13 protein-coding genes are annotated in these 16,115 nt (G+C 60.4%); 10 read left to right on the forward strand and 3 right to left on the reverse strand.

Features of this window, described 5'->3' with window-relative positions:
• Positions 1 to 79: 79 nt before the first annotated feature.
• On the reverse strand, positions 80 to 1,561 hold the full coding sequence (locus tag JDW18_RS09600) for a sensor histidine kinase (RefSeq protein WP_218243392.1): 1,482 nt from the start codon (positions 1,559 to 1,561) through the stop codon (positions 80 to 82).
• On the reverse strand, positions 1,558 to 2,223 hold the full coding sequence (locus tag JDW18_RS09605) for a response regulator transcription factor (RefSeq protein ID WP_218243393.1): 666 nt from the start codon (positions 2,221 to 2,223) through the stop codon (positions 1,558 to 1,560). Before JDW18_RS09605 ends, JDW18_RS09600 begins: the two co-directional genes overlap by 4 nt.
• A gap of 162 nt (positions 2,224 to 2,385) precedes the next feature.
• Between JDW18_RS09605 and ilvD the strand changes: the two genes are divergently transcribed.
• The 8 genes from ilvD to JDW18_RS09645 all read left to right on the forward strand — a co-directional run bounded on the left by ilvD (position 2,386) and on the right by JDW18_RS09645 (position 12,570).
• Positions 2,386 to 4,245 (forward strand): dihydroxy-acid dehydratase, encoded by a 1,860-nt coding sequence (gene ilvD / locus JDW18_RS09610; protein WP_218243394.1) that lies wholly within the window; start codon positions 2,386 to 2,388, stop codon positions 4,243 to 4,245.
• A 115-nt stretch (positions 4,246 to 4,360) separates the two neighbouring features.
• Positions 4,361 to 5,374 carry a Bug family tripartite tricarboxylate transporter substrate binding protein gene (locus JDW18_RS09615; RefSeq protein WP_218243395.1) on the forward strand — a complete coding sequence of 338 codons (1,014 nt, stop codon included), beginning with the start codon at positions 4,361 to 4,363 and terminating at the stop codon, positions 5,372 to 5,374.
• 261 nt (positions 5,375 to 5,635) lie between these two features.
• Entirely contained in the window at positions 5,636 to 6,790 is a 1,155-nt protein-coding gene (locus JDW18_RS09620; RefSeq protein WP_218243396.1) for an SGNH/GDSL hydrolase family protein, read from the forward strand.
• A gap of 150 nt (positions 6,791 to 6,940) precedes the next feature.
• Positions 6,941 to 7,783, forward strand: coding sequence for a prolipoprotein diacylglyceryl transferase (gene lgt, locus JDW18_RS09625; protein ID WP_218243397.1), 843 nt, complete (start codon positions 6,941 to 6,943; stop codon positions 7,781 to 7,783).
• Positions 7,784 to 7,932: 149 nt separating this feature from the next.
• Positions 7,933 to 9,348, forward strand: a complete 1,416-nt coding sequence (locus tag JDW18_RS09630; RefSeq protein WP_218243398.1) for a malonyl-CoA decarboxylase — start codon at positions 7,933 to 7,935, stop codon at positions 9,346 to 9,348.
• Between the two features lie 159 nt (positions 9,349 to 9,507).
• Entirely contained in the window at positions 9,508 to 10,467 is a 960-nt protein-coding gene (locus JDW18_RS09635) for a Bug family tripartite tricarboxylate transporter substrate binding protein (RefSeq protein WP_246610523.1), read from the forward strand.
• A 191-nt stretch (positions 10,468 to 10,658) separates the two neighbouring features.
• Positions 10,659 to 12,212, forward strand: coding sequence for a malonate--CoA ligase (locus JDW18_RS09640; protein ID WP_218243842.1), 1,554 nt, complete (start codon positions 10,659 to 10,661; stop codon positions 12,210 to 12,212).
• Between the two features lie 13 nt (positions 12,213 to 12,225).
• Positions 12,226 to 12,570, forward strand: a complete 345-nt coding sequence (locus JDW18_RS09645; RefSeq protein WP_218243399.1) for a hypothetical protein — start codon at positions 12,226 to 12,228, stop codon at positions 12,568 to 12,570.
• 268 nt (positions 12,571 to 12,838) lie between these two features.
• Here the strand turns inward: JDW18_RS09645 and JDW18_RS09650 are convergent, their stop codons facing one another.
• On the reverse strand, positions 12,839 to 13,282 hold the full coding sequence (locus tag JDW18_RS09650) for a universal stress protein (protein WP_218243400.1): 444 nt from the start codon (positions 13,280 to 13,282) through the stop codon (positions 12,839 to 12,841).
• 112 nt (positions 13,283 to 13,394) lie between these two features.
• Between JDW18_RS09650 and JDW18_RS09655 the strand changes: the two genes are divergently transcribed.
• Both JDW18_RS09655 and ccoS read left to right on the forward strand, forming a co-directional pair.
• Positions 13,395 to 15,854, forward strand: coding sequence for a heavy metal translocating P-type ATPase (locus JDW18_RS09655; RefSeq protein WP_218243401.1), 2,460 nt, complete (start codon positions 13,395 to 13,397; stop codon positions 15,852 to 15,854).
• Positions 15,854 to 15,991, forward strand: coding sequence for a cbb3-type cytochrome oxidase assembly protein CcoS (gene ccoS / locus JDW18_RS09660; RefSeq protein ID WP_158385622.1), 138 nt, complete (start codon positions 15,854 to 15,856; stop codon positions 15,989 to 15,991). Before JDW18_RS09655 ends, ccoS begins: the two co-directional genes overlap by 1 nt.
• Positions 15,992 to 16,115 lie beyond the last annotated feature (124 nt).

A 16,115-nucleotide genomic window follows, 5' to 3' on the forward strand; every position in this document is an offset into this window, starting at 1 on the left:
CGGATGGCCTCTGCGGGCCTGATCCAGCGACAGTGCAGCCGAACTTAAGTCCGGCAAGCTTTATGTCTGCTTGAAAACCTCAAGCTTGTGTCCCGTCTGCCTCCTCGATATCGCGGCTTGAAAAAGACTGGACTTCGCAGGGCAATGTGATCTGGAAGCAGGCACCCAGACCGGGCTTATCTGCCAGCGCAAACTGGCCGCCAAGACGTTCAATGATGCGCTGGGCAATGGACAGGCCCAGGCCAGAGCCCTCCGGCTGGCCATGGTTGCCGCGCCAGAAGGGTAGCAGCAGGTGCTCGCGTGCATGGGCGTCGAGCGCAGGCCCGTTGTCCTGCACCTGCACGATCAGGTCATTTTGGTGATGGTGCAACTGCAGTTCAATGTGTGAGCCGCCGTAGCGAATGGCGTTGTCCAGCAGGTTGGAGATCACCTCGCCCAGCAAAATGGGCGAGCCGTGCAGAAAAAATTCTTGCGCGGGGTCGACGTTGTTGACCACTTGAAGCGTTTTGCCAGCCGTCTGTGCAGCGTTGCGCCACCGGGTTGCTGGCTCCAGAACGGCATCTACGGCATCGAAGCGTTCCGGCTCGGCTGCCGAGTTTTCGGCAACGCGGGCAAAGGCCAGCAGTTGCTTGACCATGCGTGCACCGCGCGTAGCCACTTCATCGAGCTGCGCCAGCACCTCTGCATCCATGGGCTGGCTGGGGTCAGCCTTCTGGGTGCGCCGCATATCACCGACCAGCAGCCGGATGCCTGCCATGGGGGTTTGCAGCTGATGGGCTGCATCAGCAATAAAGCGGCGCTGCTCATTGACGGAAGACTGCAGCCGCTGCAGCAGCGAGTTGGTATGGGCGACGAGTTCACGCAGCTCTTGCGGCACCTGATCGACGGGTAAGGGCGAGAGATTGTCATCGCCATGGGCCACCACCAGTGCGCTGAGCTGGCGCGTGGGAGAGAGTGCGCTGCGAATGCTGTAGTAGAAGAGCGGAATGATGACAAAGCCGGCCAGAAGGGCCGGCAAAAAGATGGCGCTGGCGATATCGTTCTTGACCTGCCTGCGCTTTTCCTTGGATTCAGCAACGACGACCCAGACAGCCTCATCGGTGGGGGAGGGCTGTATGCGCTGGGCCACCACTCTTAAAGCCAGACCGCTGTGACGCCCTGTGTGGTCAAAAAAAAGAGCCTGCTTGTCCGTGCGGGCTTCAATTTCAGGAATCTCCAGATGCATATCCCCCATGAGCTTGCGCCCGTTGGCGGTGTGCACCGAGTAGTGACTCAGCGAAAGGGAGTCAAAGACCAGAGAGTCTGCGGTTTCCTTGTTGGCCACGAAGCTGGCGATGCCGTCGTTCCAGCGCAGCTGTGCTGACAGGGCCTGGGCATCGTCAGCAAGCAGGCGGTCAAACGAGGTGTTGGTGCTGCGCCCTGCCAGCAGATAGGCGGCGCTGGTGGCTAGAATGGCGCAGGCAATCCACAGGGAGACCACGGGCAGCATCAGCTGCTTGAGCAGGCTGGGGTTGATCCAGCCCAGCGGGTTGAGGTTATGCCGGCCCACGCGTGTGTTCACAGCTGCTCCAGCGCATAGCCCACGCCACGTATGGTGACGATATTGACCCCGGCTGGCGCCAGCTTGCGCCGCAGCTTGAGTACGTAAATTTCTACGGAATTGGCGCTGAAATTGCTCTCCCAGCTCGACATGGCCGAGATGATGCGGGCCTTGGGCACGGCACTGCCTTTGGAGGACAGCAGCAGCTCCAGCAGCGCAGCTTCACGCGGGCTCAGGGCCAGGCGCTCCTGATCGCAGTACAGCTCTTTGGTATCCGTGTTGAAGTGAAGCTGCCCCAGGCTCAGCATATTGCTGGCGTTGCCGCTGCGTCTGCGGGTGATGGCTCTCAGTCTGGCGACCAGCTCATCGGGCTCGAAGGGCTTGGCCAGATAGTCGTCTGCACCGTTGTTGAGCCCCTGAACGCGACTGCTGACACCGTCATTGGCGGTCAGTATGAGCACTGCCAGATCTTTTCCTTGTCCACGCCAGCGAGCCAGCACATCCAGGCCGCCGCGACGGGGCAGGCCCAGATCCAGCACCGCAGCGTCGTAGTCCTGCGTTGCTGTTGCGGAAAGGGCGTATTCGCCATCGGTGACGGCATCGACCTGCCAGCCTTCGGCCTGCAGCATGCGGCTAATGCCCAGACGCAGGGCGGGATCGTCTTCAACAACGAGAACACGCATGGCTTTTTTGTGAAAAGAAGAAATAGTTGACTGCCATTTTTGCGCCAAATGCGAAGCAGTGGTGTGCTGGCGCTGGTTTTATTCGCCAGTCGTGAGGGAGGCGCTGGGACATAATGGTCTGTTTTTGTCTTAAAACGTCTGATACAAGCAGACTTATCCCCCATGCCCGCATACCGTTCCAAGACTTCCACTGGTGGCCGCAACATGGCCGGTGCGCGCGCCCTGTGGCGTGCCACCGGCATGAAAGATGGCGACTTTGATAAGCCCATCATTGCCATTGCCAATTCCTTCACTCAGTTTGTGCCCGGGCACGTGCACCTGAAGGATCTGGGGCAACTGGTCGCCCGTGAGATTGAGGCGGCGGGCGGTGTGGCCAAGGAATTCAACACCATCGCGGTCGATGATGGCATCGCCATGGGCCACGACGGCATGCTGTACTCGCTGCCCAGCCGCGATCTGATCGCCGATTCGGTCGAGTACATGGTCAATGCCCATTGCGCTGATGCGCTGGTGTGTATTTCCAACTGCGACAAGATTACCCCCGGCATGCTGATGGCCGCCATGCGCCTGAACATTCCAGTGATTTTTGTCTCTGGCGGCCCCATGGAAGCGGGCAAGACCAAATTGGCCAACCCCGATACCAAGGTTATCGAGTTCAAGAAACTGGACCTGGTGGACGCCATGGTGATCGCTGCTGACCAGCGTTTCTCGGACGAGGAGGTGGCCCAGGTCGAACGTTCGGCTTGCCCCACTTGCGGTTCTTGCTCGGGCATGTTTACGGCCAACTCCATGAACTGCCTGACCGAGGCGCTGGGCCTGTCCCTGCCCGGTAACGGTACCGTGGTTGCTACGCACGCTGACCGCGAGCAGCTGTTCAAGCGCGCCGGTCGCCGCATTGTGGAGCTGGCCCGCGAATACTATGAAGGTGAAGACGAGTCCGTGTTGCCACGCTCCGTGGGCTTCAAGGCCTTCGAGAACTGCATCACACTCGATATCGCCATGGGCGGCTCCACCAACACCATCCTGCACCTGCTGGCCATCGCCCAGGAAGCCGGTATCGACTTCACCATGGCCGACATCGACCGCCTTTCGCGCGTTGTGCCTCAGCTGTGCAAGGTGGCGCCCAACACGCAGAAGTACCACATTGAAGACGTGCACCGCGCAGGCGGCATCATGGCCATCCTGGGCGAGCTGGACCGTGCGGGCAAGCTGCACACCGATGTGCCTACCGTACACGCCAAGACCATGGCTGAAGCTCTGGCGCAGTGGGATATCACCCGCACCAGCGACGAAGCCGTCAAGACCTTCTACATGGCTGGCCCTGCTGGCATTCCCACTCAGGTTGCGTTCAGCCAGAACACCCGCTGGCCCAGCCTGGATCTGGACCGCGCAGAAGGCTGCATCCGCTCTTACGAGCACGCTTTCAGCAAGGAAGGCGGCCTGGCCGTGCTGACCGGCAATATCGCCCTGAATGGCTGTGTGGTGAAGTCCGCTGGTGTGGACGAATCCATCCTGGTCTTTGAAGGCCCGGCCCATGTGGTGGAGTCGCAGGACGAAGCCGTGGAGCACATCCTCAACGACAAGGTCAAGGCCGGTGATGTGGTCATCGTGCGCTACGAAGGTCCCAAGGGTGGCCCCGGCATGCAGGAAATGCTGTACCCCACCAGTTATCTGAAGTCCAAGGGCCTGGGCAAGGCCTGCGCGTTGCTGACCGATGGCCGCTTCTCGGGTGGTACGTCTGGCCTGTCGATTGGTCACTGCTCGCCCGAAGCGGCTGCTGGCGGCAATATCGGTCTGGTGCAGAACGGCGACATGATCCGCATCGACATTCCCAATCGCACCATCAATATGCTGGTCAGCGATGAGGAACTGGCCAAGCGCCGCGAAGCGCAGAACGCCAAGGGCTGGAAGCCTGCAGAGGCCCGTCCCCGCAAGATTTCTGCGGCGCTGAAGGCCTATGCCAAGCTGGTGACCAGCGCCGATACGGGCGCCGTGCGCGACCTGTCTCTGCTGGACGACTAAGTTACGTCTGTTTCGTCATTTCGTCAGCACGGGTTTCCGTGCTGAAGGACAATCCTGCAGCCGCCCGATGCAAGTCGTGCGGCTGTTTTTATTGCCCAACCAGAAAGTGATTTCCATGTCCCGCGCCGCTCGCCCCTTCTTTTGGCTGAAGACAGCAGGGTTGCTGGCCATGCTGGGGGCGGTGATGACGGCGCAGGCCGCCGATGCCGGGCGCTATCCGCAGCGGCCAGTGCGGCTGGTGGTTCCCTTCACGCCGGGAGGCTCTACCGATATCGTGGCACGCCTGGTGGCGGAGGCCATGCACACCAGCCTGGGTCAGCCTGTGGTGGTGGATAACCGGGCCGGTGCGGGTGGCTTGATTGGCGCCGAATATGTGGCCCATGCGGCGCCAGATGGCTATACCCTGGGCCTTGGCACCATCAGCACGCTGGTAGTGAACCCCGTCATGCTGCCTCAGAGTGCCCGCCTGAATCCGGGCAAGGCATTTGTGCCGGTCGTGGCGCTGGCCTCCATCCCTTCTGTGTTTTCGCTGCACCCGGGGCTTGGTGCGCACAACTATGCGCAGTTCATTGCATTGGCGCGCAGCAAGCCCGACCAGCTCAACATCGGTTCATCGGGGGGGGGCTCCATCGGCCACTTGATTGCGGAACGCATCAATGCCGATCTCAAGATCAAGCTGCACCATATTCCCTACAAAGGCCAGGGGCCGGTGGTCAGCAGTGCGCTTTCGGGTGAGACGCAGGTGCTCAGCGACCAATACCCTTCATCGGCCGCCCATGTGGCATCGGGCCGGCTGATTCCCTTTGCCGTGGCTGCGCAACAGCGCCTGCCCGCTTTGCCACAGGTGCCCACTTTCAAGGAACTGGGCCACCCCACGCTCAATGAACTGGCTATCACCTGGTTCGGAATTGTTGCGCCAGCAGGCACGCCAGCCGCTGTGGTGCAGACCCTGAATGTGGCTGCTAATGCTGCTTTGCAGGATGCCGCGGTGCAGGAGCGCCTGCAAAGCCTTGGCGTGCAGGCTCTGGGTGGCAAGCCGCAGCGACTGCACGACATGATGGAAGAGACCGCGCAAAGCGTGCGCGAGACGGCGGCGGAGCGGAGCCTGCTGCCCTCATCCAGTCGCTGACGCCAGTCTGGAGTTGGCTGTGCGAGAGGCACGGCTGCAGTGTGTGGCTGATGCGGTGTGGCAGCAAGGACATTGGCCGCACAGTTTCTGTCATATATGGCGGTGCCTCAAAGCCGTGCGCAATGACTTGCGAGCCTTGCTTTCTCAGGACTTCTGTTTCAGACCTCCCATGGTTGAGGTGCGGCAATTGCAATATTTTTCAGTGGTATGTCCTGTGCAATTCCAACTTTCTGGACATTGAGAACTCGATTGGAGGAGAGCATGAAAGTCAAACTGAAACTGTTGGTGAGTGCCCTTGCGGCGACGGGCTTTTTGGCAGCCTGCGGTGGCGGTGATTCGGCGACACCTCCAGCACCTGTGCCAAAGCCGCAGGTCAAGAGCATCAAGGTGGTGGGCGACAGCCTTTCAGACAGCGGTACATTTGGTTTCAAGTTCACCATTCAAGGCAATGACAGCGATGGCAAGGCCTTCAAGGTCTGGACGGAGCGCATTGCCGCTTCGTACAAGCTGAACGATCTGTGCGCCCATTACCAGGGCAGCTCGGAGGCGATGAGCAGCTATAAAGAGGACGCCTCCTGCTCCAACTATGCAGTCTCGGGTGCCCAGGTCAACCCCGTGACGGCGAATGGCGAAATCATCACGACACCGCATTCCGTGCTCAAGCAGATTGAGGATCTGGCTAAAGCAGGGCTGAGTGAAGACGATTTGCTGCTGGCCGCGGCGGGCTCTAACGATGCAGCGGTTTTGATCGAAAACTTTATGACAGCCGCGCAAGGCAATGCAGTGCCGCTGATGATGCAGTTGTCATCGCAGCTCGACTCCACGACGCTGAATGCGCTGGTCGCCGAGGGACAGTCTGGCCTTGCCAAGGCGGGTGGGCTGTACATGCAGAAGATCGCCGCCACATTTGCAGCGCAGATCAAGGATCAACTACTGGCCAAGGGTGCCAAGCGCATCGCGCTGCTGAATATTCCCGCCATTACCTTGACGCCTGAATTTGCCCGGGTGCTGGCAGCGATTGAAAACGCACAGGGCAGCGAGCAGGCACAGGCGATGGCTGGTTTGTTTGATGGCTGGGTGCAGGCATTCAATGCCAGTCTGAAAGACGCGTTCAAGGACGAGTCACGTGTGGCCGTGGCAGATTTCTACAAGGACTTCCAGCAACAGATCGCAACCCCCGCAACGTACGGCTACACCAATGTGACGGTGCCCGCATGTTCGCTTCTGGGCATTGAGGGTGACGAGATCTACAAGTGCAGCGCCGATCTGCTGTCCAGCAATATTCCCAAGGGTGAAACGGCCAAGGACTGGTGGTCGAAATACATGTTCTCCAACGCCTTCCATCCCACGCCCTATGGCCATGTGAAGATGAGCGAGATCATGCTGGGTGCGCTGGCAGAAAAGGGCTGGAATTAAGCGTTAATCTGGCAAGCATCGGCCCGTGCTTGATTTGAGTGCGGGCCGCTTGTGTTTTAGGGCGTGCGCGCCGTGCCCGCCGCAAGAAGCTACCTTAGAACGTAAACACGTTCTTATTTCTTACTTCGGGTTTATGCGCAGTGCGGCACAATGCCAGCCATGCTGATGTATCCGCACATTGATCCTGTTGCCGTGCAGATTGGCCCGCTGGCCGTGCACTGGTATGGCCTGACCTATCTGGCGGCGTTTGCCCTGTTCCTGTTTCTGGGAACACGCCGCCTGCACCATCCCCCTTTCAAGTTCATGACCGGCGAGCGTGCCTGGTCACGCAAGGATGTGGAAGACATTCTTTTCCTCGGCGTGCTGGGTGTGGTGGTAGGCGGGCGCATTGGCTACTGCCTGTTCTACAAGCCCGGTTATTACCTCTCGCATCCGCTGGAGATCTTTTTTGTCTGGCAAGGCGGCATGAGCTTTCACGGCGGCTTGCTGGGAGTGATTGGTGCCATGGTGTGGTTTGCCCATTCGCGCAAGCGCAGCTGGCTGGAGGTTGCAGATTTTGTAGCGCCCTGCGTACCAACCGGGCTGGCTGCAGGCCGAATTGGCAACTTTATCAATGGTGAGTTATGGGGCCGCGCCGCCAGCGCCGATCTGCCCTGGGCCATGGTGTTTCCGCAAAGCGGCTCCATGATTCCTCGCCATCCGTCGCAGATTTATCAGGTGCTGATGGAAGGTCTGTTGCTGTTCATCATCCTCTGGATTTATGCCCGCAAGGAGCACAAGCCAGGGCAGGTGGCCGCTGTCTTCCTGCTGGGCTACGGTGTGTTCCGCTTTGTGGCCGAATACTTCCGTGAGCCCGATGACTTTCTGGGCATTCTGTCGCTGGGTATGAGCATGGGCCAGTGGCTGTGCCTGCCCATGATTGTGGGCGGCGTTGTCATGTGGCTGGTGTGCGGCAAGCGAGCGGCCTACGACGTGCCGCGTACAGGGGTCTGATTTCCATGGATTCATGACACAACGCAGACCACCCGGTCTGCGTTTTTTTATGTCAAAAACCTGCTCATAATGAGTTCAAAGCAAGACTGCATCTGCGGTATTAGCTTCGTGAATGAGAGCATCAAGCTGGAAGCAAACAGGAGACGGACATGGGTTGGGCAGCAGACTGGATTGAGCAGACCAAGCTCTGGGTGCGGGGCGCGGAAGGTGGCAAGGCCGATGAGCAGCAGCGCCCGCTGGCGCAGCGGCTGGATGCCACGCTCAGGCGCGGGCAGGAAGCGCTTTCGCCGCGTGAGCTGCGTCGTCTGCTGCAGGAAATGCAGCAGGTGGCCGATGCATCGCTCAGCGATGTGGAGGGCGGCCGCCATGCCCAGGCGCTGATGGAGTGGTATGCCAAGGCCGAGGCGCCCGTGCACAAGGATTTCTGGCTGCTGGCCATCGAGCAGTTTGGCCCCGATGCCAAAGCCCTGCAGGCCGCTCGCGAGCGCTATGACAAGGCCGCCAGCGATGAAGAGCGCAGCCAGGCCGAGGTGGCGCTGCGCCGTGCGCTGATCTCTTCGCGTACGCGGCTGCTGCAGCGCTTTGCCCAGCCGCAGGGCGGGCTGGAGTTTCTGGTCAATATGCGTGCGCAGTTGCTGGCACTGCCCAAGGCCGAACAGCGCTATGTGGCGCTGGATGCGGAGCTGGAGCATCTGTTTTCCAGCTGGTTTGATGTGGCGCTGCTGGAGCTGAAAAGCATCAACTGGGACTCGCCCGCATCGCTGCTGGAAAAGCTGATTCAGTACGAGGCGGTGCACGATATTCGCAGCTGGTCAGACCTGAAAAACCGGCTGGACAGTGACCGCCGCTGCTATGGTTTTTTCCACCCGCGCATGCCCAGGGTGCCGCTGATTTTTGTGGAGGTGGCGCTGCTGGACAAGATGGCGGGCAGCATGGCACCGCTGCTGGACGAGTCTGCGGCGGCGGCGGATCTGTCCAAGGCCAATACCGCCATCTTCTATTCGATCAGCAACACGCAGACCGGCCTGAAGGGTGTGAGCTTTGGCGATTCGCTCATCAAGCATGTGGTCGAAACGCTGACTGACGAGTTCCCCAAGCTCAAGAACTTCGCCACGCTGTCGCCCATCCCAGGTTTGCGCAGCTGGCTGGCCAAAAATGGCGATGCGGTGCTGGCCGATCTGGACGACAAGCAAAAAGCTGCGCTGGAGCAATCCGCTGGCGGGCTGACGGCTGCGCAACTGCTGGCGGCGCTGGATGACCCAGGCTCACTCAGTGAAAAGTCGGTGCTGCGCCAGGTGGCCGTGCATTGTGCGGCCCGCTATCTGGGGCGGGAAACTGCCAAGGGCAGACCGCTGGATGCCGTGGCACGCTTTCACCTGGGCAACGGTGCGCGTGTGGAGCGCCTGAACTGGGCGGCAGACCTGTCGACCAAGGGACTCAAGCAATCCATGGGGCTGATGGTCAACTATCTGTATGACCTCAAGCGCCTGGACAAGCACCGCAGCCTGCTGGCGCAGGGCAAGATTCCGGTCTCTTCGGAGGTGGAATCGCTGTGCAAGGGCTAAGTTTCTGAACTCTGTCTCCTGCGCAACCTGCGCTCATCATCAAAAGCCCGGCTTTCGCATGGCGGATGACCGGGCACGCAGGAGACATGCATGCAGGTTTTTTCATCGATGGGTGGGGCAGATCAGCACAATATGGAGCGCCGCCGCTGGCTGCAGGCCATGGCAGCCTTTGCAGGCGCGGGCGCTGCAGGATGGACAGGGCTGGCGCAGGCCGCAGGAGACTGGCCGAACAAGCCCGTGAATCTGGTTGTACCCTTTCCCGCAGGCGGCGGCACAGACACTTTTGCCCGGCCTTTCTCGGCGCAATTTGCCAAGATCGCAGGCAAGACACTGGTGATCGACAACCGGGGTGGTGCAGGCGGCACGCTGGGTGCGGGCATTGCGGCCAAGGCTGCGCCCGATGGCTATAACTTCTTCATGGGTGGCACCCACCATGTGATTGCGCCCTCGGTTTATCCCAAGCTGGAATACGACCTGGAGCGCGACTTCATCCCGCTGGCGTTGCTGGCCAGCGTGCCTCAGGTACTGGTGGTCAACCCCAAAAATGTGCCTTTCAACACCGTGCAGGAATTGCTGGTCGATATGCGCAGCAAGCCGGGCAAATACAGCTATGGCTCTGCAGGGGCTGGCAGCTCTCACCATCTGGCGGGTGAGCTTTTCAAGCTGCAGACCAAGACTAATATCCTGCACATCCCATACAAGGGCGCGGGCCCGGCGCTACAAGATTTGATAGCAGGCAATGTCGATATGGTGTTTGACGGGCTGGGCTCATCGGCACAGCACATCAAGAGCGGGCGTATCAAAGCGCTGATGATGGCGGGCAACCAGCGCAACCCTGCATTCCCCGATGTGTCCAGTGCCACCGAATCCGGCTTGCCCGACTATACCGTCAGCACCTGGTACGGGCTGTGGGCGCCCAAGGGCACGCCTGATGCTGCCCAGCAGCACATGCTGGAAGAGGTTCGCAAGATTGGCGCCAGCGATGAGATCAAAGCTGCCTGGGCCAAGAACGGGGCCGAGTACGGCAAGCTCAGTCAGCAGCAGTTCGCAGCCATGATTCACAGCGAAATTCAGCGCTGGGCGCAGGTGGTCAAGGCCTCTGGCGTGAAAATTGACTAACCCTCTGTGCTGCTGCGCGGCTTCCCCCTGAAAGGGGGCGACAGCTTCGCTGCGGGGCGAGGGGCCGCCTAGGCCCTTGCTTGGTGTCTTGCTCTCGCTTGTGACAGAAGTGCTTTCCCCCAGCCCCTATGATGGGGCTGCATTTTTTTGCCTCCACCGTTATTGAGTTCGACCGCATCACGATGACCGATATGCCTCAAGCCAATCTTTTCAGCGCCTTGCGCGCAGCCTTTCCTGCAGACCTGAAGAAAATCGCCGTGGAAGCGGTTGAGCCAGACGGTCAGAGCCTTTACTACACCTGGGCGGATCTGGATCACGGCAGCGCCCGCATTGCGAATTTGCTGGTGTCGCTGAATCTTCCGGAAGGCAGCCGCATTGCGGTGCAGGTGGAAAAGTCGGTTGAAGCCATGATGCTGTACCTGGCCACGCTGCGCGCAGGCCATGTGTTTTTGCCGCTGAATACGGCGTATCAGGCAGCCGAGGTGGAATACTTCATCACCAATGCCGAGCCGGCAGTCGTCGTCTGCGACCCCGGCAGCTTTGGCTGGGTTTCCAAGCTGGCCTTCAACAACGGTGTGGGCCATGTCTATACCCTGGGTGCTGACCGCACCGGCACGCTGCTGGAGCGCGCCACCCACCACAGCGATGAACAGGAGCCCGTGCAGCGCCGGGCCGATGATCTGGCCGCCATTCTCTACACCAGCGGCACCACAGGGCGCAGCAAGGGCGCGATGCTGACCCACGGCAATCTGCTGACCAATGCGGCCATGTTGAAGGTTTACTGGGGCTGGAAGGATGACGATGTGCTCATCCACGCCTTGCCCATCTTCCATGTGCACGGCCTGTTTGTGGCCATTCACGGTGCGCTGCTCAACGGCAGCCCCATGATCTGGTTTGCCAAGTTCGACCCGCAGGCCGTGATGGCGCGCTTCAAGGATGCCACCGTCTTCATGGGTGTGCCCACGCTGTATGTGCGCATGCTGGCCGATGCCAGGCTGGACCGCGACATGGCAGCGCATATGCGGCTGTTCATCTCGGGCTCGGCCCCCATGCTGATTGAGACCTTCCGTGCCTGGAAGACGCGCACTGGTCACACCATTCTGGAGCGCTACGGCATGAGTGAGACCATCATGCTGACTTCCAACCCCTATTCACCCGATCCTCGTTATGGCAACGAAGACGAGCGCCGTGGCGGCACAGTGGGCTTTCCCTTGCCCGGCGTGGGCGTGCGCATTCATGGTGACGACGGCAAGGCATTGCCCGCAGGCGAGATTGGCAATATCGAAGTGCAGGGCCCCAATGTCTTTGCAGGTTACTGGCGCATGCCCGAGAAGACGGCCGAAGAGTTCACGCACGACGGCTGGTTCAAGACCGGTGACGTGGGCATGCAGGATGCTCGCGGCTATTTCACCATCGTGGGGCGCAGCAAGGACTTGATCATCTCGGGCGGCTACAACGTCTATCCGGCAGAGATCGAAGGCTTTATCAACGATCTGGCGGGCGTGGACGAAAGCGCCGTGGTGGGCGTGCCGCACCCGGACTTTGGCGAGGTGGGCGTGGCCGTGATCGTGCCGCGCAAAGGTGCGCAGGTCGATGGTCAAAAGATTCTGGAGACCCTCAAGGCGCAACTGGCCAATTTCAAGGTGCCCAAGCGCTGCTATGTGGTGGACAGCCTGCCGCGCAACACCATGGGCAAGGTGCAAAAAAAGCTGCTGCGCGACCAGTACGCCCAGGAATTTGCGTAAACCGGTTTAAGCCATGCGCTCCATTCGTCTGGATGCTTGGGAGTTTGAGAGCAGCTGCAGCGAAGAGACGCTGCAGCTGGATATCAGCCGCCGCGATTCGGGCCAGTATTCCTCGCTGGCTGAATTCGCCCAGGAGTTGGGACTGACTTGGGCGCCTGAGCAGCTATCCGTGCCGCTGGGCAGCCTGAGCCAGTGGGGCATGGTCTGCGCGCATCTGCGCGAGCATGCACAGCTGGATCTTGGGGAGGGCGATCAAAGCCAAGCCTGGCTGCTGCAGGAGCTGGAGTGGAGCGAGGTGCATCTGCTGATAAGCACGGACGCGTTCTTTCTGCGCTACCAATGGTTTACCACTGCCTAGATTAGGTGGGTTTAAAGACTTTGACTTTGAACTTGACTCCTGAAATTGAAGCAGCTAGTGCAAGTCATTAAAGCCTTTCAGATTGGAATGAGGTCAAAACAAAAGCAGCTCTTGCGAGAGCTGCTTTTTATTTGTGAGCGCTAAACAGGCAGGCCTGCACCATCGAATAGCAGGAGCACCCAGCAAGGGCCTAGGCGGCCCCGCCGCCCCGCAGCAATGGTGCCGTCCCCCTCAGGGGGAAGCCGCAAAGCGGCTCAGGGGGAGCTGGTTAGCGCAGAACCAGCACGGGAACGGGCGAGTGCGTCAGCACATGCTGTGTTTCGCTGCCCAGCAGCAGGCGCTGCAGGCCCTTGCGGCCGTGGGAAGCCATGACGATCAGATCGCAGTCATGCTTCTTGGCGGCTTCCACGATGGACTCGGCCACCAGGTCGGAATGCGCAATCTCGGTCGTCACGCTCACCTTGCGCTCCTGGCCGAAGGCCTTGACGCCGTTGAGCAGCGTCTGTGCCTGTTCAGTCCACTGATCTTCGATGCGCTTGGCTTCCTTGATGTCCAGCAGGTCGCTGCCCTCCAGATAGCTGCGTGGATAGTGAGAGACCACTTTCAGTGCCAGAACCTGTGCGCCACACAGTGCAGCCAGATCCAGGCCTGCGTGCACGGCCTTGTCGGAGAGTTCGGTGCCGTCAGTCGCTATCAAAATGCGGTTGTACATAAGGTGCTCCTTTGCGCAGTTGTTCTGTAGGCCTATAAGCATAGTTCCTTGGGGCTGTTAACGGTTGATTAATGTCAAGGTGGGTATCATCCGCGCCAGTTACGCTTGAAACATGTACCAGACAAATCCTGATCAGCCCCACTTGGCCGAGCAGGCAGCTATTGAATCTGGTTCCCCCGTCCAGCCTCAAGCCTCAAGCCTTTTGCTGGACGACCCGCACGAATGGGGCTCTTTCGGCCGACCGGCCAATCAGAACCCCCAGGCTCCGCTTCCTGAGAATCCGACCGAATCGCCGGTCTGGGATTCTTTTGTGGTTTTGGAAGGCATGCACTGCGCTGCATGCGCGCTGACCATTGAGGAGGCCCTGAAAGCCGTGCCCGGAGTCGAGGGAGCCGAAGTCAGTGCCGCCACGCGACGTGCCCGGGTAGTGTGGCGGCACGCCCAAGTGCTTCCATCCCAGTGGATGGAGGCTGTGGCGCGTGCCGGTTACCGCGCCATGCCCGCGCGCGATGCGTTTGCGCGCGAGATTCGCCAGGCCGAAACACGCCGGGCGCTGTGGCGCTGGCTGGTGGCGGGCTTTTGCATGATGCAGGTCATGATGTATGCATGGCCCTCATACACGGCCAAGCCCGGCGATCTGGAGATGGAATACGAAACGCTGCTGCGCTGGGCTTCCTGGGTGATCTCTTTGCCGGTGGTGCTGTTTTGCTGTGGCCCGTTTTTCAAGAGCGCGCTCAAGGACATCAGCCAGCGCCGCGTGAGCATGGATTTGCCCGTGGCCATTGGCATGCTGATTACCTTTGTCATCAGCACACTGGGCACGTTTGACCCTGCTGGGCCTTTTGGCCACGAAGTCTTTTTTGACTCGCTGACCATGTTTGTCTTCTTCCTGCTGACCGGCCGCTGGCTGGAGCTGCGCCTGCGCGATCGCACCGCCGGGGCGCTGGAGGCCGTGATGAATCGTCTGCCCGACTCGGTGCTGCGCCAGCTGCCCGATGGTGTGGAGTACGAACGCGTCGCTATCCGCCGCCTGCGCGCGGGCGATGTGGTGCGTGTGCTCACAGGCGAGGCCTTCCCCGCAGACGGCACGATTGTGCGCGGCAGCACTCATGCGGATGAAGCCTTGTTGACCGGTGAATCTACCCCTGTTTTGCGTGCAGAGGGTGATGTAGTCACCGCGGGTAGCTATAACTTGGATAGCGTTGTTGATGTGCGCGTGGACAGCGTAGGCGAGGGCACCCGTTTTGCCCAGATCGTCAATCTGATGGAAAGCGCATCCATGCAAAAGCCGCGTCTGGCCCAGGTGGCTGACAAGGTGGCGCGTCCGTTTCTGGTGGTGGTGCTGCTGGCGGCGCTGGCTGCCGCCATCTGGTGGTGGCCGGTCGATCATGGCAAGGCCATGATGGTGGCAGTGGCGGTGCTTATCGTGACTTGCCCCTGCGCGCTGTCGCTGGCCACGCCGGTGACCATGCTCACCGCAGCAGGCACGCTGGCACGCGGTGGCGTGCTGGTCAAGAATCTTCAAGGGCTGGAAGCGCTGGCCAGTGTGGACACGCTGGTCTTTGACAAGACGGGTACTTTGACCCGTGATGGCCTGGTGCTGCGTGCGCAGACTTTGGCCGCAGGGCAGGGCGCAGATGAGGTGTTGGCGCTGGCCGCCTTGCTGGCCCGCCAGTCCATGCATCCGGCTTCGAAATCTCTGGTCAAGGCGGCTGAAGTGGCTCAACTGCCTGCCAGCAGCCCGTGGCAACTGGATACCGTGCAGGAAGTGGCGGGTAGCGGCCTGGATGTCTGGCTGGAATCTGCAGATCAAGCACAGCGTCGCCATCTGCGTTTGGGTTCGGCCGCGCACTGCGGCGTGGCTGAACTGGCCCCTGAGCAAGCAGGCCAGAGCGTGATGCTGGCTGAAGAAATTCAAGGTGGCTGGACGCCGCTGGTGCAGTTCCACCTGAGCGAAGATGTGCGCCCCGAAGCCGCGCAGGTCATCGCAGACCTGAAAAAGCACGGCGTAAGTGTGCAACTGCTTTCGGGTGACCGCGCAGCGGCTGTGCAGACGGTTGCGGCCAAGCTCGGTATCGAGCAGGCGCGGGGCGATTGCAAGCCGCAGGACAAGCTGGCGGCCATGCAGGCTGCGCAGGCCCGGGGCCATCAGGTTGCCATGGTGGGCGACGGTCTGAATGACGGCCCAGTTTTAGCTGGAGCGCATGTCTCTTTTGCGTTTGGTAGAGCAGTGCCGCTGGCACAATCGCGAGCAGACTTCGTGGTACTGGGAGACAGCCTGGAGTTAGTGCTGCAAAGCCTGTTGCTGGCCCGCCGGACCCTGTCCGTGGTGCGCCAGAACCTGGCCTGGGCAGCAGCCTATAACGCGATCTCTATTCCTCTGGCCCTGATGGGCTGGATGCCTGCCTGGCTGGCAGGGCTCGGCATGGCGCTGAGCTCCTTGCTGGTCGTCGCCAACGCAGCCCGTCTTGCACGTGCGTTGCCGATGCGGGCAACTGATAGCAACGCGTCAGACCCCGCGCATTCTGCGCCGCGGGGCACCGTCATGCCACTGACTCAAGGAGGCCATTGATGGACGTTCTGTATGTGTTGATCCCGCTTTCTGTCGTACTGGTCCTGGCCATTGTGGCTGCCCTGTGGTGGGCGGTTTACCGGGGGCAGTTCGAGAGCGTGGAGCAAGAAGGTGAACGCATTCTTCGAGACGATTGATTTGGCTCAACGAGCCTGATGAGAAACCAATGAACACTTTGCAAGAAATCTAAGAGGTGCCCGATGGAAGCAACAACTAAAAACACTGTCTATTACGACGATACCGTCGTAAGGCAGTTCTCTA

Origin of the sequence: Comamonas fluminis, assembly GCF_019186805.1 — a bacterium.
GTDB classification, from domain to species: domain Bacteria; phylum Pseudomonadota; class Gammaproteobacteria; order Burkholderiales; family Burkholderiaceae_C; genus Comamonas; species Comamonas fluminis.